This is a genomic window from Microbacterium testaceum StLB037 (assembly GCF_000202635.1).
GTDB classification, from domain to species: domain Bacteria; phylum Actinomycetota; class Actinomycetes; order Actinomycetales; family Microbacteriaceae; genus Microbacterium; species Microbacterium testaceum_F.
In genome coordinates, this window is sequence record NC_015125.1 from 3,050,410 (window position 1) to 3,070,815 (window position 20,406).

Sequence of the window (20,406 nt, forward strand, 5' to 3'; positions counted from 1 at the left end):
CTAGGGGGAGGGACATATCGCGCACGTATCGCGGACGATGTCAGAAGGTGCCGCCCGGATAGACACCCTCCGGCAGAGTGAAGCAGGGGGATGCCGAGGAGATGTCGATCGTGTCATCCGCCTTGTAACGCGAGATGATGTAGTTCTCACGCTCGTTGGAGGTCGCCAGCAGCTGGACCTCGTAGTCGCCGTCGATGTTGCGCCGGGTGCGAATGTCGAAGCGACCGTCGGTGAATCGCGTTTCGAGAGCGCGGACGACGTCCTCGGCGTGGACACCGGGAACAAGAGTGACCTTCGTGCCGCCGAGCCAGGCGTGCCCACCCTCGTTGCACGACAACAAGCTCCCCTCCGGAAGTTGGTCCACGGCAGCAACCTCCTCTGCGGGGATCAGCGAGACGATCTCCCGTTCTGTGGCCTGCGTCGAAGCTTTGGCCTCCTCCCACGTCAGGGGCGAAGGCGAGGGGGATTGCGTCACGGGCGTCTCCTCATGTCCGTTCGGGTCGCTCGGCGCACAGCCCGCCAGTCCGATGACTGCGGCCACCGCGCACGCGAGCCAGGCTGCTGATCGTGTTCTCACTGCTCCACCAGCCTCTTGAGATCGCCGAGCGCTTCGTCGTTGTCGCGATCTGTGCTCGCGATGAGATTGTGGTTGTCCGTCAAGACGCCCCACTCGTCACCGTCGACGAATCGCCCGTCGAGTTCGGCGTCGTCGGGGCCGACGTAGAGGGGACCGTGCTCGAACGCCCCGTTGCTGCGAGGGTTGTTCCCGTCCCACACCAGACCCTTCGACTGGAAGTGCAGAAGGATGTCGCGGTAGGAGAGATCGGTGTACGTCGTGTCGTCGTTCGGTCGCCAGTCGGGCAGCATCCCCGCGCCGGCGAGCGAGATCACCTTGTCGTACTCGGAGCCCGCCACCTCGGAACCGGTGAGGTTGGCGACCCCCCAGCTGTGGCCGATGCCGATCTGCTCGACGCCGCTGAGAGAGGGATCGGATCGCATCCCCGCCTGGAACTGCGCGAGCTGCTCACCGGCTTCCCGCGCGGTGTCTTGGTCGTTCGCCTCGCCGATGCGCAAGAAGCGCTTGAGGTCGGGCTCTTGCGCGTTGTTCTGCTCGCCCGGGAATTTCCCGTCCTTGTAGACGAACGCGACGGTCCCCGGTACTTGCGTCGTCAGATATTGCGCGATCTGCTGCACCCCGCCGGTGTAGAATGAGTTCATCCCCGTGAAGGTCCCGGGGACGTACGTGATCGCCCGGGTCGTATCCGGTCCCGGAGTGCCGATCATCTCGACGATGCGCGACGCGTCGCGGTCGTACAGATAGAGCTGGACGTCGCCGGTCTGAACGCTCTTCAGATAGGTGATCTCGTTGCGGATCATCTCCGCGCGCGACAGCTCGTCTTCGTCCTGACTGTTCTCGAGGCCCGCGAGCTCCCGCTCGGCAGCGCGCAGGAGTTCCGGTACGCGGTAGCGGTTCGCCTCCACGCGCACGAACGCGGGGAGCCCGTCGAGGCTGCCGAGGACGTTCGCCCATTGCCGCACGAAAGCGCTCGGATCGGCCGAAGGGCTCTGCGCGAGCATCGCCCACGCGACGGCCACCTGCTCGGTGGTGAGCGTCCCGCTCACGAGGAGGTCCTGCGTCGACTGCGGGAAGGTCGCCGACGTGGCGAGAGCGACGTCGAGGTCGCTGAGGGTCCCCGACCCCGCCCGGTCGAACGCGTCGGCGATGCCGCCGATCCACGTGGCATCCGTCGTGTTCTCGTCGAGCAGACGCTGCCACCCGTCGAGCAGGGTCGACCGGTCGATCGGGACCCAGGAACAGGATGCCGTGAACCCGGTCCACGCGGTGCGGACGGCGTTCATCTGCTCGCGGAGCGCGGCGTCCATCGGGCCCGTGGTCGACACGAAGAAGCGCAGTCGCTCCGGGTCCGCCGAGGTCTGGCCCCCGCCGATGCAGTCGGACACCGCGCGCGAGCGTTCACGGGCAGTGAACGCTGTCGAGATGTGGGGAGGCGAGACCGGGTAGTCGGCGGGGCGAGGGTCGTACCAGGTGGCGACCAGCGTGTTCGCCGGTGCGAGAGCGCCCTGCTCCTGACGGACGGCGTCGCGCGCCGTCCACGCCGCCAGCTCCGCGAGTCGCTCGCGTTCTTCAGCCGCCCGCCGCTGAGCCTCGCCGACCTGCACCGAGAGGTCGTCGAGCGCCCGCGCCAACAGGCCGCGGTCCTCCGCCTCCACCACGGAGCCGGCGGCGAAGGCGCGCGCGTATGCGCCCTCGAACTCGTCGAGCGTGTGCGACACGACCCCGTGGCGACCGTAGCCCTGACCACGAACGACGCCCGCGGCGGTGTCGGCGGCCGAGACCAGCGCCTGCGCCACCGCGTCGTCGAAGGGGATCGTCACGAGGAGGAAGCCTATTCACGGGCCGAATTCGCGTCGAGGCCTTGCGGTGAGGCCGCGCCGTGCGGCACCGCCCCCTCACGCACGGATGCCGGGACCCCGTCGTCTGAGAACGGCGGGGCCCCGGCATCCGGGGTCTGTCAGTCCTTCGGGGGCGCGACGATGCGCGGCGTGACGTCGAGCATTCCCACGCGCGCGTGCTGACGCGAATACGCGAAGTAGATCGCGAAGCCGAGGGCGAGCCAGATGAGGAAGCGCAGCCAGGTCTCGACGGAGAGGTTGAGCATCAGGTACGTGCAGATCACCGCCGAGAGGATCGGAAGGACGGGGCTGAACGGCACGCGGAAACCGCGCTTGAGGTCGGGGCGCTTGCGGCGGAGGACGACGACGCCGACCGACACGAGGACGAACGCCGACAGCGTGCCGATGTTCACCATCTCCTCGAGGATTCCGACCGGGGTGAGGCCGGCGACGATCGCCACTATCACCGTGACGATGATCGAAATGACCCACGGGGTGCGGAAGCGCGGGTGCACCTTCGCCAGCGCGCCCGGGAGGAGCCGGTCGCGCGACATCGCGAAGATGATGCGCGTGGCGCCGATGAGCAGCGTCAGCACGACCGTGGTCAGGCCGGCGACGGCACCCGCGGCGATGACGGTGGCCATCCACGTCTGACCGTGGAACGCGAACGCCTCGGCCAGCGCCGCCTTGGGGTTGAGCTGGTCGTAGGGCACCATGCCCGTCACGACGATCGCGACCGCGCAGTAGAGGATCGTGCAGATCACGAGCGAGGCGATGATGCCGATCGGCAGGTCGCGCTGGGGCTTCTTTGTCTCCTCGGCGGTGGTGGCGACGACATCGAAGCCGATGTACGCGAAGAAGACGAGGGCCGCACCCGCGAGGATTCCCCCGACACCGAAGGTCGCGGGCTCCAGGCCCGAGAGGAACTGCAGGAGCGGCTGGGTCAGGCCCGATGTCGACTCGGTCGGAACGGACGGAGGGACGAACGGGCTGTAGTTGGCGGGGGTGATGAACATGATGCCCGCGATGATCACGAAGAGGACGATGAACAGCTTCACCGCGACGAGGACGAGGTTCACGCGCAGCGATTCCTTGATGCCCACCGTCATCAGCCCGCCGAGGACCAGCACGAGAAGGATCGCGGGGATGTCGACGACGCCGCCCGAACTGATCGCCGCAGGGAGGGCGACGCCGAGTTGCTGCAGGAAGGCCGAGAGATAGGCGCTCCACCCCTGCGCCACGACGCTCGCCCCGAGGAACATCTCGAGGATCAGATCCCAGCCGATGATCCAGGCGAACAGTTCGCCCAGGGACGCGTACGAGAAGGTGTAGGCCGACCCCGAGACCGGCACCGTGGACGCGAACTCGGCGTAGCACATGGCCGCCAGACCGCAGGCGATGGCGGCGACGATGAAGCTGATCACGACGGCGGGGCCGGCGACGTCGTGGGCGGCACGCCCGGTCAGCGTGAAGATGCCGGCGCCGATGACGACGCCGACGCCGAAGACGGTGAGGTCGAGGGCGCTGAGGGACTTCTTCAGCCGGAACTCCGGCTCGTCGGTGTCGGCGATGGACTGCTCCACCGACTTCGTACGGAAAAGGCTCACGCGTAACTCCTCTCGCGGCGCTCTCGGAGCGGACGCCACCGAGGGAGGATAGCGCTTCTCGATGCCCGTGCCTATCGCCCCCGGACCGCGACTCGGAGGGTGTATCACATTCCAGAATGTCGATCCGAATTGCGTAAAAGGTGTAATGTTTTACGCATCATGGCAATCAAGCACATCACTCATCTTGTTGACGATCTCGACGGTTCCGTTCTCGAAGAGGGCGAAGGAAAGCAGATCACCTTCTCTGTAGAAGGCCGTGCCTATGAGATCGATTTGTCGAACCGCAATGCCGATAAGTTCTACGACGCGGTCGCCCCCTTCGTCGACGCCGCGCGATCGGTCTCCCGGACGACGACGACCTCGCGCCGCCCTCGTGCCGCGCGTCGCGACAATGACATCGATCTCGGTGCTGTGCGCGAGTGGGCGCGTGCGAATGGACACACCGTGAGCGACCGCGGCCGTGTTCCCGCCACGGTGCTCGAGGCGTATTCGGCCGCTCAGTCCTGATCGTGTCGGGGGACGCCCGCCCTGCCGCCGTCATCCACCCCGGAGTCGTGACGCAATTCGCCGTTCTCGACGCGCTCCTGGGCGGACAGTATTCGAGTTGTATCACCGTGCGCGACGCACGCGCTCTCGGCGATACCGGAATCGGGTGCTGCGAACGGTTCGGTGGGGAGGTCGTCATCCTCGACGGCGAGTTCTTCGCCTGTACCGCGGACGAACCCCCGCGGCTGATGGGCGATGACGAGAAGTTGCCGTTCGTCGACGTGTGCTCGTTCGGTGAGGCGGCGTCCCGCATGGTGAGCGATCTCGACGGGCCGGGGCTGGCCGCCGAGATCGACGGTCTCCTCGCGAGTCGCAACCTGTTCCACGCGATCCGTCTGGACGGCGTGATGGCGCGGGTGCGGACCCGCGTCACGAGGCGCGAGGAGCCGCCGTTCCGGCGCCTGGCCGAGGTCACCGCGGAGCAGATCGAGACGGTCAGTCACGACGTGCGCGGGACGATCGTGGGCTTCTGGATGCCGGGGCTCTACCAAGGTGTCACCGTCGCCGGTCCGCATCTGCATTTCCTCCACGACGACCGGAGCTTCGGAGGACATGTCCTGGAGATCTCGGTGCGAGAAGCGGTTCTGCGGGTGTCGGCATATGCACGATTCGAACTCCGCGTGCCCACGGACGACGAATTCCTCTCGCACGAACTCACGCACGAGGAAGATCGTCGAATCGGTGCGATCGAGGGGGGAGCCGCCGCTTCGGCGAGCAGCGTGATGCGGTGACCTCGGTGGGTTAATCGAGGGGTGAATTTCCTTTCTTTCGCGGCTTTCTCGAACAAGCCCGACCATAAGATCGCGGCATGGCCAAGAAACACATCACGCAGGTGATCGATGATCTCGACGGTTCCGTCCTCGAGAACGGAACGACGATCAATTTCTCCCTCGAGGGTCGCGCCTATGAGATCGACCTCTCCGAGAAGAATGCGAGAAAGCTTCGCGAGGCATTCGAACCGTTCACCGTTGCGGCACGCCCGATCGGCTCATCCGCTCCCGGTGTTCGCCGTTCTTCCGGCAGGCGCGCGGTTTCAAGCCGAGATCTCGCGGACGTTCGAGCCTGGGCGGAAAAGAACGGCCACTCCATCAATGCGCGCGGTCGCATCTCCTCGGCCGTTCTCGCGGCATACGACGCCGCACACTGACCGAAAAGAATCCGGATGCCGCGAGCTCGCGGCATCCGGATTCTTTTCGTCTCAGACCAGGGCGCCCGAGGCGGCTCCTTCGCGGAGGCGCTCCGCGGCCACGCCTTCCGCCGCGGCGAGCGGCGTCACCCCGCGCGACTCGGCCTCGTCGAAGATGCGGCGGAGGGTGTCGCCGATGCCGGCCACGCGGCCCATGATCTCGTCGCGCGTTCCGCGCTGCTTCGACTCGAGGTCGAGGTAGATCACGCCGCCGGCGTTCACGACGAAGTCGGGGGCGTAGAGGATCCCGCGCTGTGCCAGGCGGTCCGCGCCGGAACGATCGGCGAGCGGGTTGTTCGCGGGCCCGCAGACCGCCCGGACGTCGAGCGCGTCGATGACCTCGTCGGTCAGGACGCCGCCGATCCCCGCGGGGACGAAGACGTCCCCCGCCACCAGGTGTGCCTCGTGCGGCTCGACCCAGGCGGCGCCGAGCTCGGTCGCGAGGGCGCGCTTGGCGGGATTCACATCGGTGACGGTGAGCACGGCGCCCTCGGCGGCGAGGCGTTCGGCGAGGCGTCCGCCCACCTGTCCGAGACCGGCGATGGTGATGCGTCGCTGTGCGACGTCGCGCACACCCGCGCTGCGCTCGAGGGTGGCGATGAGCGACGAGTAGACGCCGAGGCTCGTGGGGCCGGCGGGCTCGCCGGATCCGCCGCCGGCTTCGGGCAGGCCCACGACGTGCGCGGTGCGCTCGCTGACCGTGAGCATGTCCTCGGTGGTCGACCCGACGTCTTCAGCGGTGCGGTACAGGCCGCCGAGGCTCTCGACCGCGTCGCCGAGGTCCAGGAAGGCGGCGCGACGACGGTCGGCGTCGAGCATGGTCCCGGGCGGGAGGCCGATCACGGACTTGCCGCCCCCGGCGTCGAGGCCGGCGGACGCGTTCTTCAGCGTCATCGCGGCCGAGAGGCGGAGGGCGTCGCCGAGCGCGTCGCTCCAGGCGGGGTAGGTCCACAGGCGGGCACCGCCGAGGGCGGAGCCGAGCACCGACGAGTGCAGGGCGACGGCGATGAAGAGGCCGCTGCGGCTCCCCGTCACCACCTCCACGCGTTCGTGGGTGAAATCGGGCAGGGGCAGGGCGTGGGTCATCGCGTGGGTCATCGCGTGGGTCATCGCGTTCCTTCTCGTCGGCCACCTTGTGGGCGGCACTTTCCGGAGCCGCGGCTTTGCGGCATCCGTCTTCTATTCTGACGCGGGCGGGCACGCGGCGCGAGCACCCGCCGAGATGACACGATCGGCGCGAGATCGCCTGGTACGCGATGTCTCGACGCCGTGTTCTCGCGCCGATCGTGTGATCTCGCGGTGGTCCCGGGCGGAACCGCCGCTGAGGGGCTCGTGACCGCGCGCATCGCTGCGGTCCGCATGCGGCTGCAGCCGAGCGCGCGCCGACGCATCGTCGGCGAACCGGATGCCGTGAGCGAGCTCGCTCTAGGCTGACGGCATGAACGACGCCCTTCCCACCCGCAGCCGTCTCGTCGCCGCCGCACTGGAGGCCGCGGGCGTCGGCGGACAGATCATCGTGCTTCCGGATGCCGCGTCGACGGCCGCCCTCGCCGCTGCGGCGCTCGACATCGAGGTGGGGGCGATCGCGAACAGCCTCGTGTTCTGGAGTGACGACGAGCCGCTCCTCGTGATGACCAGCGGAGCGCATCGCGTGGACACGAAGGGCCTGGCGGAGCGCCTCGGGCGCGGCGCGATCCGACGGGCGACGCCCGAGCAGGTGCTCGCCGCGACGGGTCAGCCGATCGGGGGCGTCGCGCCGACGGGGCACCCGGCTCCGCTCACGACGATCGTCGACGAGGCGCTGGCGGCGTTCCCCGAGATCTGGGCGGCGGGGGGCACCCCGCACACGGTGTTCCCGCTCACGTTCGACGAGCTCGTGCGGCTGACGGGCGGGACGGTCGCGCGCGTCGACTGACGTGGGTGGTGGCGGGTGCCGGTCCCTTCGACGGGCTCAGGGACCTCGGTGGGGCTCAGGGACCTCGGTTCGGGGGTGGGGGTGCCGGTCCCGTCGACGGGCTCAGGGACCTCGGTCGGGGCTCAGCGAACTCGGCGGGGGCTCAGGGACCCCGGTTCGGGGTCGGGGACCTCGGCGGCGGCGGAGGGGGCTGAGCGCGTCGAAGCCCCCGGACCGCACGACAGCCTCACGCGCCGGGCGCGAGCGCGCTCAGGCACACCACCGCAGCGGCCGCCGACCAGGCCTGCGGGCGGCAGGCCGCGGGGTACGGCGTCGGCACGGACGAATGGCTGCGCGGGTCGCCCGCGTGCAGCTCGGGGACGCGGTAGTCGAAGCCCTCGGCGGCGTCGAGCAGTCCGTCGACCACCGCACGGGCCTCGTCGCGAAGGCCCGCGCGCAGCATCCCGTGCGCGGCGATCGCGGTGTCGTGCACCCACACGCTGCCCCCGTGGTACGACAGCGGCCAGTAACCGGCGGCATCCGTTGACATCGTCCGGATGCCGTACCCGCTCGACATGCTCTCGCCGAGGAGCAGCCGCGCGACGTGCGCCTCTTCCTCGGCGGAGAGCAGACCGGTGCCGATCAGGTGGCCGATGTTGCTCGTGAGCGTGTCGACCGGCCGCTTGTCGCGGTCGAGCGCGACGGCGGGGTAACGGCCCTCAGGCGTCTCGACCCAGTAGGTGTCGGCGAAACGCGCCTTCAGGTCGGCCGCCCAGGCGCGCCAGAACGCCGCGTCGGCGGCATCCGTCCCCTCACCGAACTCTTCGAGAAGCTCGGCTCCGGCGAGAGCGGCCTCATACGCGTAGCCCTGCACCTCGCACAGGGCGATGGGGCCCTCGGCGAGGCGGCCGTCGCGCCACTGGATGGAGTCGCCCGAGTCCTTCCACCCCTGGTTCGACAGGCCCGTGCCGAGGCGGTCGATGTAGTCGAGGAAGCCGTCGCCGTCGCTGTCGCCACTGTCGCGGATCCACCCGAGCGCCGCCCGCAGCGCCGGGAGGAGCTCGCGCACCTCGGCCTCGGGCATGCCGGCGCGCCACGCGTCGGCGAGCAGGCAGATCCACAGCGGGGTGGAGTCGACGCTGCCGTAGTACTTCGGCGGGAGCACGATTCCCTCGCCCGGCATCTCGAGCGCGGACGCCCGCAGCTCGTGCAGGATCTTGCCCGGCTCCTGCGCGGTCTGCGCGTCGTCCTCGGTCGCCTGCAGGCGCGCGAGCACGCGAAGGGTGGATGCCGCGATCTCGCGGTCGAGAGGAAGGGCGAGGCGCGCGGCCCACAGGGAGTCGCGGCCGAAGAGGGTGAAGAACCACGGCGCGCCGGCGGCGAAGAACTCATCGTCGGGATGCTCGGGCAACACCAGGCGCAACGCGTCGAGGTCGTCGAGAGCCGTCCGCACCCACCGGCTGAGGCGCGGGTCGGGGGCGCTCGCGGCGACGGAGGCGGCATCCCATCGCGGGGGCGCCGTGGCCGCGCCCACGACGAGCGTGTCGTCGCGGAGGGTGAGCGTCCACGCGACCTCGGCGCTGCCGAACGCCGGAACCTCGACGTCCCACCGCACGGCGAGTCCGTCGGACCCGGATGCCACCTGCCCGCCCGGGGCGACGAGCTCGAGGCCCTGGGCGCCGGCGTCGACCGTCGCGCGCTCCCCGTCGATGTCGACGGCGGCATCGCGGTCGTGGGCGTGGCCGGATTTCACCTCGTGCAGCTGTGCGAACTCGGGGACGAGGGACAACCGCAGGGTCGTCGAGATCGGACGATCGACGCGGGACCGCAGCGTCCAGGTCTCGCTGACGTGCCCGTCGGCGACCCGCCGGTCGCGCAGCAGCCGCACCTTCGGGTCGGGGGTCGTGTCGTCGAGCCCGCGGAGCAGACCGCCGAGGACCAGGCGCGAGGCACCGTCGGGCGCGGTCGAGATCCACTCGACGGGGGAATCGTCGCACGTCAGGGTGAGAGCGCGGACGTGCCGCACGTCGCCGTGATAGACCCCGTGCACGGGAGCGCCGCCCATGCCGCCCGTGGTGTCGGACCAGACCTGCGTAGGGGCGCGCAGCACGATCACCGCGTCGTCGAGCAGGGGCTGCAGGGGAGGGGTCTCGGTGGTCGTCCCGGCCGGTGAGGTGGTGGGGGCGGTGGTCATTCTTTGACGGCTCCTTCGCTGGCGTTCATGATGCGGCGCTGGAAGATGAAGAACACCACGGCGACGGGGATCGTCATGATGGCCGCGGCCGCGAGCTTGAGGGGGAACTGGCTGCCCTGACTGAGTTGGCCGCTCGCGAGCGAGGCGACGCCCTTGGTCAGGGTGGTGAGTTCGGGGGACTGCGTCGAGATGACGAAGTGGCTGAGCTCGTTCCACGATCCCTGGAACGACAGGATGACGATGGTGATGAGCGCGGGGCGCGCCATCGGCAGCACCACCGACCAGAAGATGCGGAACGTGCCGGCACCGTCGATGCGCGCCTGCTCCTCGACGGACGGCGGGATCGACTCGAAGAAGTTCTTCATGATGAACACGCCCGCGGCATCCACGAGCAGGGGCAGGATCATGCCCGCGTACGAGTCGTAGATGCCGAGCTGGTTGATGACGAGGAACTTCGGGATGAGCAGCACGACCGTGGGGACCGCCATGACCGCGATGAGTCCCGCGAACACGATCCCGCGACCGCGAAACTGCAGGCGGGCGAGCGCGTAGCCGGCGAGGGAGTTGAAGAACACCCGGCCCGCGGTGACGAAGACGGTCACCACGACCGAGTTGCCGAACCACACGGGGAAGTCGGAGTTCAGGAAGAGGCGCTCGTAGGCCGCCCACGTGAAGGGTTGCGGCGCGAGCGAGATCGGATCGGCCGCGGCTGCGGCATCCGTCTTGAACGACGTCGCCACCTGCACGAGGAACGGATAGATGTAGATGAGAGCCAGCACGATGAGCAGGGCGTAGAGCCCGATCTGCCACCCGAGCGCTCTGCGCGACAGGCGGTGCTTCGCAGGACGCGTCGGTCGGTCGAGGCGTTGCTCGGCGAGGACGGTCGTCTGCGGGGATGCCGTGGCGGTCATCGCTGCGCTCCCTTCTTCGCGCGCGGGCGATCGGCGCCGGAGCCGGAGGCGGCCGCGGGCACCTCGTACTGCCGGAGGCGGCGCCGCGAGACCGGGCGGTCGCGCAGCACGAAGCGCTGCAGGATCGTGAGGGCGACGATGATGACGAAGAGCACGAAGGCGATCGCGGCGCCCTGGCCCCACTGCTGCGAGAGGAACGCCGCCGAGTAGCTGAGATACGCCGGCGTCAGTGTCGTCTTGCCGGGACCGCCCTGTGTGCCCGTGTAGATCTGGTCGAAGACCTGCCAGGTGCCGATGAGTCCGAGGGTGAGCACCGTGAAGAGCACGGGCTTGAGCTGGGGGAGGGTCACGCGCCAGAAGCGCTGCCAGCCGTTCGCGCCGTCCATCATCGCGGCCTCCTGTACGTCACCGCCGATGTTCTGCAGGCCCGCGATGAACAGGAGCATGAACGTGCCCGAGGTCGTGAACACCGCCATGAGGATGAACGCCGACATCGCCACCGAGGGGCCGGCGAGCCAGTCCCACCACGAGACGCCGAGCAGGGTGTTGCCGGTGAGGAAGGCCGGTCCGCTCGTGACGCCGACGGCGCCGAGCAGGTTGTGGACGACACCGGACGGGTCGCTGAACCAGTTCGGGCCGTTGACGCCGAGCCACGAGAGCACCTCGTTGATCGCGCCCGAGGACGAGAAGAGGAACAGCCAGAGCACGGTGATCGCGACGGAGCTGGTGACCGAGGGGAAGTAGAACGCGGTGCGGAAGAAGCCGCGCCCGCGCAGGATCGCGCGGTTGACGAGCACCGCGAGGAACAGGGAGAGGGCCGTCTGCAGCGGGACGACGAGCAGCACGTACCAGGCGTTGTTGCGCAGGGCCGTGCCGAAGTCGCGTTCGGCCAGACCGCCGCCCGTGGTGACCGCGGCGTAGTTGTCGAGACCCACGAAGCCGACGTTCGAGGAGAAGGGACTGCCGCGACCGGTCCAGTCCGAGAAGCTCACCCACAGCGCCATCAGCACGGGGACGAGCAGGAAGACGCCCAGGATGATCAGCACGGGGGCGGTGAAGAGCCAACCGGCGGCGGCCTCGCCGCGCCGGATCCCCGAGGAAGAGGATCCGGCGCGGCGACGCGCGGGGGAGAGAGCGCTCATGGCTACTTGGTGATGGCCTCGAGGTTCGACTGCGCCGTCTTCAGCAGCGCCTGCGGGTCGCCGGTCTTGAGCGACTCGAGCTGGGCGTTGAAGTCGGTGATGACGTCGGCGGCTCCGGCCATGTTCGGCGGGAACTGCGCGTACTCGGCGCCCGCGAGGAACGCGGTCTGGTCGGGGTTGGCGCTCGACCACGCATCGGCCGCGGACTGGATCGACGGCATCGGGCCGAAGGCCTTCGAGAAGGCCAGCTGCTGGTCGGTGCTCGTCAGGTACTGGACGAGATCGCGCGCCTGCTCCTGGTTGCCGCTGTCGGCGGCGAGACCCCAGCAGTTGGTGAACTGCAGAGTGCCCTTGCCCCCGGGGCCGGCGGGGAGCTCGGCGACCTTGTACTTCACGTCGGGGTAGTCGGCCTTCATGGCACCGGTGATCCAGTTGCCCTCGATCACCATCGCGGCTTTCTGCGTGCCGAGCGCCTCGCCGCCCCAGCCGGCGCCGACGTCCGAGGCGAAGGCGAAGCTGCCGTCGTTCAGGTGGGTCTTCACGTAGGTCAGCGCCTCGACGTTCGCGGAGCTGTCGGCCGTGGCCTTGCCGTCGGTCACGAGTCCGCCGCCGGCTTGCGCCATGAAGGCGCCGACGCGCTGGTACTCGGCCCCGAACGCCAGGCCCACGCGGCCGTCGGTCGTGAGCTTCTGGGCGACGGATGCCAACTGGTCCCACGTCGTGGGGATGTCGGCATCCGTGAGTCCCGCCGCCGACCACAGGTCGGTGTTGATGATGAGCGCGAGTGTCGAGAAGTCCTTCGGGGCGCAGAAGAATTTCCCGTCGACGGTGAAGTTGTCGACGAGCGAGGGGTAGAAGTCACTCTTGTTCGCGAGGTCGTCGCCGTAGGCGGCGATTGATCCGTTCGCCGCGTAGCCGGCGAGGGCTTCGGGTGCGAGGTAGAAGAGGTCGGGCGGGGAGCCCGCGGCGAAGCCCTGCGAGAGCTGCTGGGGGAGATCGTTGGCGGTCTGCACCTCCGCCGGGACGCCGGACTTCTCGCTCCACGCGGCGACGGCGTCGGTGACGGCCTTCGTCTCGGCGTCGCCGGAGGAGCCGATGAGGATGCTGAGCTTTCCGCTGCCGGAGGCCTGGCCCTCGCCGGGGGAGTCGTTGAAGCCCGAGCCGCAGGCGGTGAGGGCGAGGGCGCCGGTGGTGAGGAGCGCGCCGGCTGCGAGCCAGCCTCGCGCGCGGCGGATGGGAGTGTGCCGTGTCATGTGTCTCTCTCCTTCGATGAGGCATGCGACCCCTCCACATGTGATCGGAGGGCCAAAGTTTGAACGTTCAAACTCGGGTGCCACCACGGTACGAAACGGTGGTCGCGCCTGTCAAGCGGTTGTTCCGCCGCTTAGGCTGACGGTCTGGTGGCGCGTGCCACCGAGCCGACGAGCGAGGGAGGCCGCGTGGCGAAAGCGCCCACCGTCGACGATGTCGCCCGTGTCGCGGGCGTCTCGCGACAGACGGTCTCGAACGTCGTCAACACCCCGGACATCGTCAAGGAAGCGACGCGCCTGCGCGTCGAAGCGGCCATCGCCGAGCTCGGTTACCGCCCGCACGCGGCCGCGCGCCGCCTCCGCACCCGCCGCAGCTCGACCATCGGCATCCATCTCGATCCTTACGCGGGCGGCATTTCGGGGGTGGTCCTCGACCGCTTCGTGCACGCGCTCACCGAGCGCGCCGGCGAGCGCGACATGCGTGTGCTGCTCTACGCGGCCCGCACGCCCGAGGAGGAGATCGCCCGACTCGGCGACCTGCTCGAGGGCGGAGAAGTGGATGCCGTCGTCGTCACCGGGACGTTCCACGGCGACCCCCGCACCGGGTGGCTGACGGCGCGGAACCTGCCGTTCGTCTCGTTCGGGCGGCCCTGGGGCGAGGATGACGTCGAAGCCCCCGCGCACCTGTGGGTCGACGTCGACGGCGCCGCGGGGACCCGGGCGGCGACCGCGCACGCGCTCGCCCGCGGGGATGGGCGCGTGGCTTTCCTCGGGTGGCCCGGTGGATCGGGCACCGGTGACGAGCGCGAGCGCGGGTGGCGCGAGACGGCGCCCGACGGTCCGCGCTGGGTCGTGGAAGAGAACGTCGGGGCGGCCCGCGACGTCGTCGCCGCGGGGCTCGCGGCCGATCCCGGCGTCACGGGGATCGTCTGCGCGAGCGACTCCCTCGCGATCGGCGCGCACCTCGCGGTCACCCTCGCCGGCCGTCACGACGTCACGATCGTCGGTTTCGACAACACGCCCGCGGCCGAAGCGCTCGGACTCTCGAGCGTCGAGCAGTTGCCCGAGCGCGTGGCATCCGGGGCCCTCGACCTTCTGATGGGCGAGAACGGGACGGTGGTCGCCCCGCGTGCCGCGGTCGCCGGGGGAGCCCACGTGCTGGTGGAGCCGCGGCTCGTCGTGCGCTGAGGCGCCGCGGTTCTGCGGCTCGCGGGCGGGCTCGAAACGCCGTTGAGTGTCCAAGACACCCGGACGTTTCCGCGATTCGTCCGGGTGTTTTGGACACTCAAGGGGAGGACGCGGGGTCCGCTTGGCGCGGGGTCCGCTCTGCGCGGCCCCGCACCGCGCGGCCCCGCGCCCCGCGTCAGGCGTGCCGGCCGATACGGCGGGCGAGCTCGGCGGCGGTTCCGGAGGCCGCGGCCGCCAGCGCGACGGCATCGCGCGCGGATCCGTCGGCCGGCCAGGTGAGCGCGACCGCCGCGGCCGGCCAGCCGGCGTGGTCGAGCACGGGAGCGGCCACGGAGCGGAACCCCGGCGTCACCTCGCCGTCCTCGCTCGCGTAGCCCGCGGCGCGCACCTCGCGCAGCAGCTCGCGCAGGGCGCGGGGGGTCGTGGGGCCGAGTCCGGTGCGCTGCGTGAGGGCCGTGGCATCCGGGTACAGCGCCCGCACCTGCGGACGGGGGAGCGCGGACAGCATCGCCCGACCTGTCGCGGCGAGGTGCGCGGGGAGCCGCACGCCGACATCCGTGACGAGGGCGGGCCGCCGTGGTGCGCGCTCCTCGACGATGTACAGCACGTCGCGCCCCGCCAGCACGGCGAGGTGCGCGCTCTCGCCGACGCGGTCCGACAGTGCCGCGAGCAGGGGGCGCCCGAGGCGCGCGAGAGGCTGCTGCCGCGCATAGCCCCCGCCGAGCTCGAAGGCCGCGGTGCCCAGGCCCCACCGCCGGTCGCCGGGGAGGTGCACGACGTAGCCGTGTTGTTCGAGGGTGGCGAGCAGGTGATAGGTGCTCGAGCGGGGGATGCCGAGCGTGGTCGCGATCGTCTGCGCGGCGACCGGGCCGGGTTGCCGCGCGAGCAACGACAGGATGCGCAGCGTCTGATCGGCGGCGGGGACCTGCGGGCGCGGATTGTCTGACATGACAGACACAGGATGCCAGATCCCCGTCGTTCCGCGACGCCCGACGCGATGGAATCGGCGTATGAGCAGCAGCATCACCGTCGGAACACACCCCCTTCGCCCGGACGACGTCGTCGCCGTCGCCCGGCACGATGCCCGGGTCGAGGTGAGCGCCGACGCCCTGCGACGCGTCGCCGACACGCGCGCGCTCATCGAGGGCCTCGCGGACGACCCGCAGCCGCACTACGGCATCTCGACCGGCTTCGGGGCGCTCGCGACGACCTTCATCGCCGAGGACCGCCGCGCCCAACTGCAGGCGAGCCTCATCCGCTCGCACGCCGCCGGCACGGGGGCCGAGGTGGAGCGCGAGGTGGTCCGCGCCCTGATGCTCCTGCGTCTGCAGACCCTCGCGACGGGGCGGACGGGCGTGCGTCCGCTGGTCGTCGAGACATACGCGGCGCTCCTGAACGCCGGCGTCACCCCGATCGTCCGCGAGTACGGCTCGCTCGGCTGCTCGGGCGACCTCGCGCCCCTCTCGCACGTGGCCCTCGCGGTCATGGGCGAGGGCGAGGTCCGCGACGCCGAGGGGCGGGCGATGCCGGCGGGCGAAGCGCTCGCCGCGGCGGGCATCGAGCCGGTGCGCCTCCGCGAGAAGGAAGGGCTGGCCCTCATCAACGGCACCGACGGGATGCTCGGGATGCTGCTGCTCGCCCTGCACGACCTCGAGACGCTCCTGACCACCGCCGACGTCGCCGCCGCACTCTCCGTCGAGTCGCAGCTGGGGACGGATGCCGTGTTCGCCGCCGACCTCATGGCCCTGCGTCCGCAGCGCGGTCAGGCGGCGTCGGCGGCGAACCTGCGCGCGTTCCTCGCCGGCTCGCCGATCGTCGCGAGCCACCGGGGCCCTGCGTGCACGCGCGTCCAGGACGCCTACTCTCTGCGGTGCGCTCCCCAGGTGCACGGCGCGGCGCGCGACACTCTCGCCCACGCCGCGATGGTCGCTGAGCAGGAACTGGCCTCGGCGGTCGACAACCCCGTCGTCACGGTGGACGGCCGCGTCGAGTCGAACGGCAACTTCCACGGTGCGCCGGTGGCGTACGTGCTCGACTTCCTCGCGATCGCGGTGGCGGATGTGGCATCCATGTCGGAGCGGCGCACCGATCGCGCGCTCGACGTCGCCCGCAGCAACGGCCTGCCGCCCTTCCTCGCCGACGAGGTCGGGGTCGACAGCGGGCTGATGATCGCGCAGTACGCCGCCGCCGGCATCGTGTCGGAGCTCAAGCGCCTCGCCGCTCCCGCGTCGGTGGACTCGATCCCGTCCAGCGCGATGCAGGAGGACCACGTCTCGATGGGCTGGGCCGCGGCGCGCAAGCTCCGTCGGGCGCTCGACGGCCTCGCGCGTGTTCTCGCGATCGAGGTGATGACCGGATGCCGCGCCCTCGACCTGCGCGCCCCGCTGCAGCCCGCGGCGGCCACCGGAGCCGTGCGCGCTCTCGTGCGCACGCGCGTGGACGGCCCCGGCCCCGACCGGTTCGTGTCGCCCGAGATCGAGGCGGTGACCGACCTGGTGGCGTCCGGGGACGTGGCGCGGGTGGCGCTCGCGGCGGCGTGAGGGGGCGAGGCGCGGGTGGCGCTCGACGCGGTGCGAGAGGACGGGGCGCGGGTGGGGCTCGCGGCCTTGGGGCGGAGCCGGGCGCGATGTGGTGGAACCCGCCTCGAGGCTACGGCGTCAGCAGCTCGAACGCGTCGGGCGCCGTGGCATCCACGTCGTCCCACGTGCCGTCGTGCCACGTGAAGATCGCCACGGCGCACGTCACCATCCGCACGTCTCGATCGGCCAGGCGGGAGACGAGCTCGCTCATCCCGGGGTCGTGCGCGACGACCATCACCTCGTCGGCTCCGGCCTCGCGGGCGGCGGCCAGGAGCTGCGGAGGATCGGCGAGGTAGAGGTCGGCGCGCTGCGTGACCTCGACCTCGAACTCGGCCGCGAAGGCCTCGGCGGTCGTCGCGGCGCGCAGAGCCGTGCTGGACAGCAGCACCTCCGGGCGGACACCCCGACGACTCACCGCCCGCGCGACCTGCGGAGCATCGCGTCGGCCCCGCTCGTTGAGCGGTCGGTCGTGGTCGGCGAGACCTTCATCGGCCCAGTCGGATTTCGCGTGCCGCGCCAGCACCAGTTGGATCATCGTTCCTCCGCGTCACGCCGGTGCCGCGGGCTCGAGGCTCGCCCGCGTTCCACCGCCGACAACGATATCGTCGGCTCCCGACATCCGACCGGGGCTGGCGTGCGGGGGCTCTGACGTGCTGTGAGCTCTCAGACGCCCACGTAGACCCACGCTTCGCGACCGCTCGCCAGGACCGCCCGGGTCCGCCGATACAGCGAGACCTCGTACTCGTCGGCCGCGTCCAGCTCGTCGGCGGTGAGCTCGAGCACCCGCCCGAACACGCGATCGCGGGGATCGCCGGTGCGGCGCAGGATCGGATGCGCGTCCATCCCCGACAGCTGAGCCACGCGTTCGTCGTCGATGTCGGTCCACTCGAGGCGGTAGCCGGGCAGGACGTCTTCGTCGCTCGGCACGCGACGCCCGAAGGTGTCGAGCTGGACCTCGGGCAGCAGCAGCGTGCCATAGGAGAAGAGGAACTCCCGGCCCGGATCGTCGCTCACGCGCTCAGGCTATCCATCCCCGTGCGCGCCCGGGAAGGTCACCCCCAGAACAGGTGCGCGATCGTGAAGATCGCGAGACCCGCGAGGGCTCCGACGATCGTGCCGTTGAGGCGGATGTACTGCAGATCGCGGCCGACCATGAGCTCGATCTTCTCGGTGGTCTCCTCGGCATCCCATCGCTCGACGGTGTCCGTGATGATCGAGGCGATGTCGTGGCGGTACCGGCCGACGACGAAGACGGCGGCATCGATGACCCACCCGTCCACGCGGCGCTGCAGCGTCTCGTCGTTCTGCAGACGGACGCCCACCTCGGCGAGGGCCGCGGTCGCGCGCCGGCGCAGGGCGCTGTCGGGATCCGCGAGGGCGCTCAGCAGACCGGTCTTCGCGGTGTTCCACGCGTCGGCCGCGAGCTGCCGGACACGCGGGCTGTCGAAGACGGCGGCCTTGGCCTCTTCGAGGCGCACCATCGTGGAGGGATCGTGCTGCAGGTTGTCGGCGAGTCGGGCGAGATAGCCGTCGATCGCGCCGCGCGCCTGGTGGCGGGGGTCGGCGCGGACGGCGTCGACGAAGCTGACGGCCTCGCGGTAGATCGTGTCGTCGACCAGACGCAGGGCGAGGCTCGGCACCCACGCGGGAAGCCGCTGCGACACGAGGCCCTGGAACACCTCGCGATTGTTGCCGAGCCACACGGCGATGTTGTCGAACGCGAGGTCGATGGCCCCGTGGTGCGCCCCGGAACTCACGACGCGCTCGAGCCACCCGCCCACGGAGGGACCCCAATCGGGGGACAGGAGGTGCTCGCGCGCGAGGTCTTCGATGAGACCCTGCACGTCCTCGTCGCTCAGGGCGCGCAGCACGCTCGTCGCCAGCGTCGCCCCTTCGGCGGCCAGGCGCTCGGCGTGCGCGGGCTCGGCGAGCCACGCCCCCGCCCGCGCCGCGAGCGGCGTCGACTCGAGCTTGGTGCGCACCACGTCTGCCTCGAGGAAGTTCGTCTCGACGAACTCCCCGAGCTGCCGACCGATCTCGTCCTTGCGACGCGGGATGATCGCGGTGTGGGGGATGGGCAGACCGAGGGGATGCCGGAACAGAGCCGTCACCGCGAACCAGTCGGCGAGGGCACCGACCATGCCGCCCTCGGCCGCCGCGCGGACGTACTGCAGCCAGGTCACGTCGCGTTGGAAGGCGAACGCGACGGCGAAGATCACGGCCATCCCGATCAGCGCGCCGAGCGCGACCCCCTTCATGCGCGCGAGTGCGCGGCGGCGCTCCTGGTCGGCGGGGCTCAGCTGAGCCGTGGGGGTGCGGGCCATCACGACGACACCGGTCCCAGCCATGCCGTGGCCGCGGCGGAGTGCGCGGACTCGGGGTCGGAGGGGTGGAACATCCCTGCGAGCACGTCGCGGTAGAGCCGACTGAGCTCGCTGTGGGCGGAGTACGCCGACCCGCCTCCGACGAGGATCGCGTCGTCGACGACCGCTTTGGCCGTCGAGACGGCGCGGTGCTTGACCCCGGCGAGGAGCGAGAACCAGCGCCCGCCGTGGTCGGCGAGGGTGTCGACGTCGGTGCTGAGCGCGGCGAGCTGCGGCGGGAGAGCGTCGTAGGCGAGCGCCATGTCGGCGATCCGCCACCGGATGTCGGGGTCGTTCGCGTAGGTCGTGCCGCTCTTCTTCGAGCGCCGGGCGTGCGCCGTCTCGACCGCGAGGTCGAGAGCGCGGCGGGCGATCCCGGTGTAGACCGACGCCAGGAGGATCTCGAACACCGCGAAGATGCCGAACACGAGCGGGTCGGGCTGCGGTCCGGGCGCGAGGCGGCGGACGACCCGCTCGGCGGGGGCGGTGGCGCCGTGCAGTTCGGTCGTGCGGCTCTGCGTGCCCCGCATGCCCAGGGTGTCCCAGTCGTCGCGCGTGACCACGGCATCGCTGCGATCGAGGAACGCGAACACCATTCGTGGAGCGTCGGCGGACGTGGTGTCGAGCCCGTGCACGCCGAGGTGATCCCAGACCGGAGCGAGCGACGTGAAGATCTTCGTGCCGGTGAAGCGGTAGCCGCCGTCGCCCTCGGGGCGGGCGTCGGTGTCGCTGCCGAAGAGCACGAGGTCGTTGCCCGCCTCGCTGATGCCGAACGCGAAGACCTCGCCCGCCGCCGCTCCCCGCTGCACGAAGGCGAGGTCGTCGATCCCGCGGTCCTGCAGCACCTTCGCCACCCCCGTCCACACGAGGTGCATGTTGATGGCCAGGGCCGTCGCCGGCGCGGCGCCCGCGAGGCGCTGCTGCAGCACCGACGCCTCCGTCAGCGTGAGGCCCGCGCCCCCGCGATCGGTGGGGACCAGGATGCCGAGATAGCCCGCCGCCCGCAGCTCGTCGAGATCCTCGCGCGGGAACGTGTTGTCGCGGTCGTGCGTCACGGCCCGCTCGCGGACGCGCGCGAGCAGATCGTCGGGCAGGAACCGAGCGGGATCGAACGGGGTGGTCATGGCATCC

General features: G+C 70.6%; 19 protein-coding genes. 6 read left to right on the forward strand and 13 right to left on the reverse strand.

What is annotated here, in order from left to right:
- Window positions 1-40 precede the first annotated feature (40 nt).
- From MTES_RS13915 to MTES_RS13925, 3 genes are all read right to left on the reverse strand, one after another.
- Entirely contained in the window at window positions 41-475 is a 435-nt protein-coding gene (locus MTES_RS13915; protein WP_013585907.1) for a hypothetical protein, read from the reverse strand.
- 98 nt (window positions 476-573) lie between these two features.
- Window positions 574-2,397 carry a hypothetical protein gene (locus MTES_RS13920; protein ID WP_013585908.1) on the reverse strand — a complete coding sequence of 608 codons (1,824 nt, stop codon included), beginning with the start codon at window positions 2,395-2,397 and terminating at the stop codon, window positions 574-576.
- Window positions 2,398-2,534: 137 nt separating this feature from the next.
- Window positions 2,535-4,022 carry an amino acid permease gene (locus MTES_RS13925; protein WP_013585909.1) on the reverse strand — a complete coding sequence of 496 codons (1,488 nt, stop codon included), beginning with the start codon at window positions 4,020-4,022 and terminating at the stop codon, window positions 2,535-2,537.
- 159 nt (window positions 4,023-4,181) lie between these two features.
- Here MTES_RS13925 and MTES_RS13930 point away from each other — a divergent pair, with 159 nt between their 5' ends.
- The 3 genes from MTES_RS13930 (at window position 4,182) to MTES_RS13940 (ending at window position 5,715) form a co-directional block, all read left to right on the forward strand.
- Window positions 4,182-4,529: a histone-like nucleoid-structuring protein Lsr2 gene (locus MTES_RS13930; protein WP_013585910.1), complete on the forward strand. Its 348-nt coding sequence runs from the start codon at window positions 4,182-4,184 to the stop codon at window positions 4,527-4,529.
- Between the two features lie 47 nt (window positions 4,530-4,576).
- Window positions 4,577-5,299, forward strand: a complete 723-nt coding sequence (locus MTES_RS13935) for an acetolactate decarboxylase (RefSeq protein ID WP_231848090.1) — start codon at window positions 4,577-4,579, stop codon at window positions 5,297-5,299.
- A gap of 77 nt (window positions 5,300-5,376) precedes the next feature.
- Window positions 5,377-5,715, forward strand: a complete 339-nt coding sequence (locus MTES_RS13940) for a histone-like nucleoid-structuring protein Lsr2 (protein WP_013585912.1) — start codon at window positions 5,377-5,379, stop codon at window positions 5,713-5,715.
- A 51-nt stretch (window positions 5,716-5,766) separates the two neighbouring features.
- On the opposite strand, the gene MTES_RS13945 is transcribed toward MTES_RS13940, so the two are convergent.
- Window positions 5,767-6,840, reverse strand: coding sequence for a Glu/Leu/Phe/Val dehydrogenase family protein (locus MTES_RS13945; RefSeq protein ID WP_043362994.1), 1,074 nt, complete (start codon window positions 6,838-6,840; stop codon window positions 5,767-5,769).
- Window positions 6,841-7,192: 352 nt separating this feature from the next.
- Between MTES_RS13945 and MTES_RS13950 the strand changes: the two genes are divergently transcribed.
- Window positions 7,193-7,669: a YbaK/EbsC family protein gene (locus MTES_RS13950; protein WP_013585914.1), complete on the forward strand. Its 477-nt coding sequence runs from the start codon at window positions 7,193-7,195 to the stop codon at window positions 7,667-7,669.
- A gap of 226 nt (window positions 7,670-7,895) precedes the next feature.
- Here the strand turns inward: MTES_RS13950 and MTES_RS13955 are convergent, their stop codons facing one another.
- From MTES_RS13955 to MTES_RS13970, 4 genes are read right to left on the reverse strand one after another with little or no spacing between them, the layout of a single operon-like run.
- The gene (locus MTES_RS13955; protein ID WP_013585915.1) at window positions 7,896-9,842 is read right to left on the reverse strand and encodes a glycogen debranching N-terminal domain-containing protein; all 1,947 of its coding nucleotides are present in this window, start codon (window positions 9,840-9,842) and stop codon (window positions 7,896-7,898) included.
- Window positions 9,839-10,753: a carbohydrate ABC transporter permease gene (locus MTES_RS13960; RefSeq protein ID WP_013585916.1), complete on the reverse strand. Its 915-nt coding sequence runs from the start codon at window positions 10,751-10,753 to the stop codon at window positions 9,839-9,841. The genes MTES_RS13955 and MTES_RS13960 overlap by 4 nt, the downstream gene beginning before the upstream one ends.
- Entirely contained in the window at window positions 10,750-11,895 is a 1,146-nt protein-coding gene (locus MTES_RS13965) for a carbohydrate ABC transporter permease (protein WP_013585917.1), read from the reverse strand. Before MTES_RS13965 ends, MTES_RS13960 begins: the two co-directional genes overlap by 4 nt.
- A gap of 2 nt (window positions 11,896-11,897) precedes the next feature.
- Complete coding sequence (locus tag MTES_RS13970; RefSeq protein ID WP_013585918.1) at window positions 11,898-13,148, reverse strand: sugar ABC transporter substrate-binding protein; 1,251 nt, start codon at window positions 13,146-13,148, stop codon at window positions 11,898-11,900.
- A gap of 186 nt (window positions 13,149-13,334) precedes the next feature.
- Here MTES_RS13970 and MTES_RS13975 point away from each other — a divergent pair, with 186 nt between their 5' ends.
- A complete protein-coding gene (locus tag MTES_RS13975; protein WP_013585919.1) occupies window positions 13,335-14,333 on the forward strand; it encodes a LacI family DNA-binding transcriptional regulator in 999 nt (332 codons plus the stop codon).
- Between the two features lie 175 nt (window positions 14,334-14,508).
- Here MTES_RS13975 and MTES_RS13980 read toward each other — a convergent pair whose 3' ends face one another.
- A complete protein-coding gene (locus tag MTES_RS13980) occupies window positions 14,509-15,282 on the reverse strand; it encodes an IclR family transcriptional regulator (protein WP_013585920.1) in 774 nt (257 codons plus the stop codon).
- A 61-nt stretch (window positions 15,283-15,343) separates the two neighbouring features.
- Here MTES_RS13980 and hutH point away from each other — a divergent pair, with 61 nt between their 5' ends.
- Complete coding sequence (hutH, locus tag MTES_RS13985) at window positions 15,344-16,873, forward strand: histidine ammonia-lyase (RefSeq protein ID WP_013585921.1); 1,530 nt, start codon at window positions 15,344-15,346, stop codon at window positions 16,871-16,873.
- A 109-nt stretch (window positions 16,874-16,982) separates the two neighbouring features.
- On the opposite strand, the gene MTES_RS13990 is transcribed toward hutH, so the two are convergent.
- The 4 genes from MTES_RS13990 to MTES_RS14005 form a co-directional block, all read right to left on the reverse strand.
- Window positions 16,983-17,447 (reverse strand): SixA phosphatase family protein, encoded by a 465-nt coding sequence (locus MTES_RS13990; RefSeq protein ID WP_013585922.1) that lies wholly within the window; start codon window positions 17,445-17,447, stop codon window positions 16,983-16,985.
- A 128-nt stretch (window positions 17,448-17,575) separates the two neighbouring features.
- Window positions 17,576-17,926, reverse strand: coding sequence for a gamma-glutamylcyclotransferase family protein (locus MTES_RS13995; protein WP_013585923.1), 351 nt, complete (start codon window positions 17,924-17,926; stop codon window positions 17,576-17,578).
- Window positions 17,927-17,964: 38 nt separating this feature from the next.
- Window positions 17,965-19,236 (reverse strand): DUF445 domain-containing protein, encoded by a 1,272-nt coding sequence (locus MTES_RS14000; protein WP_013585924.1) that lies wholly within the window; start codon window positions 19,234-19,236, stop codon window positions 17,965-17,967.
- Window positions 19,236-20,399, reverse strand: a complete 1,164-nt coding sequence (locus MTES_RS14005) for an acyl-CoA dehydrogenase family protein (protein WP_013585925.1) — start codon at window positions 20,397-20,399, stop codon at window positions 19,236-19,238. Before MTES_RS14005 ends, MTES_RS14000 begins: the two co-directional genes overlap by 1 nt.
- Between the last annotated feature and the right edge of the window lie 7 nt (window positions 20,400-20,406).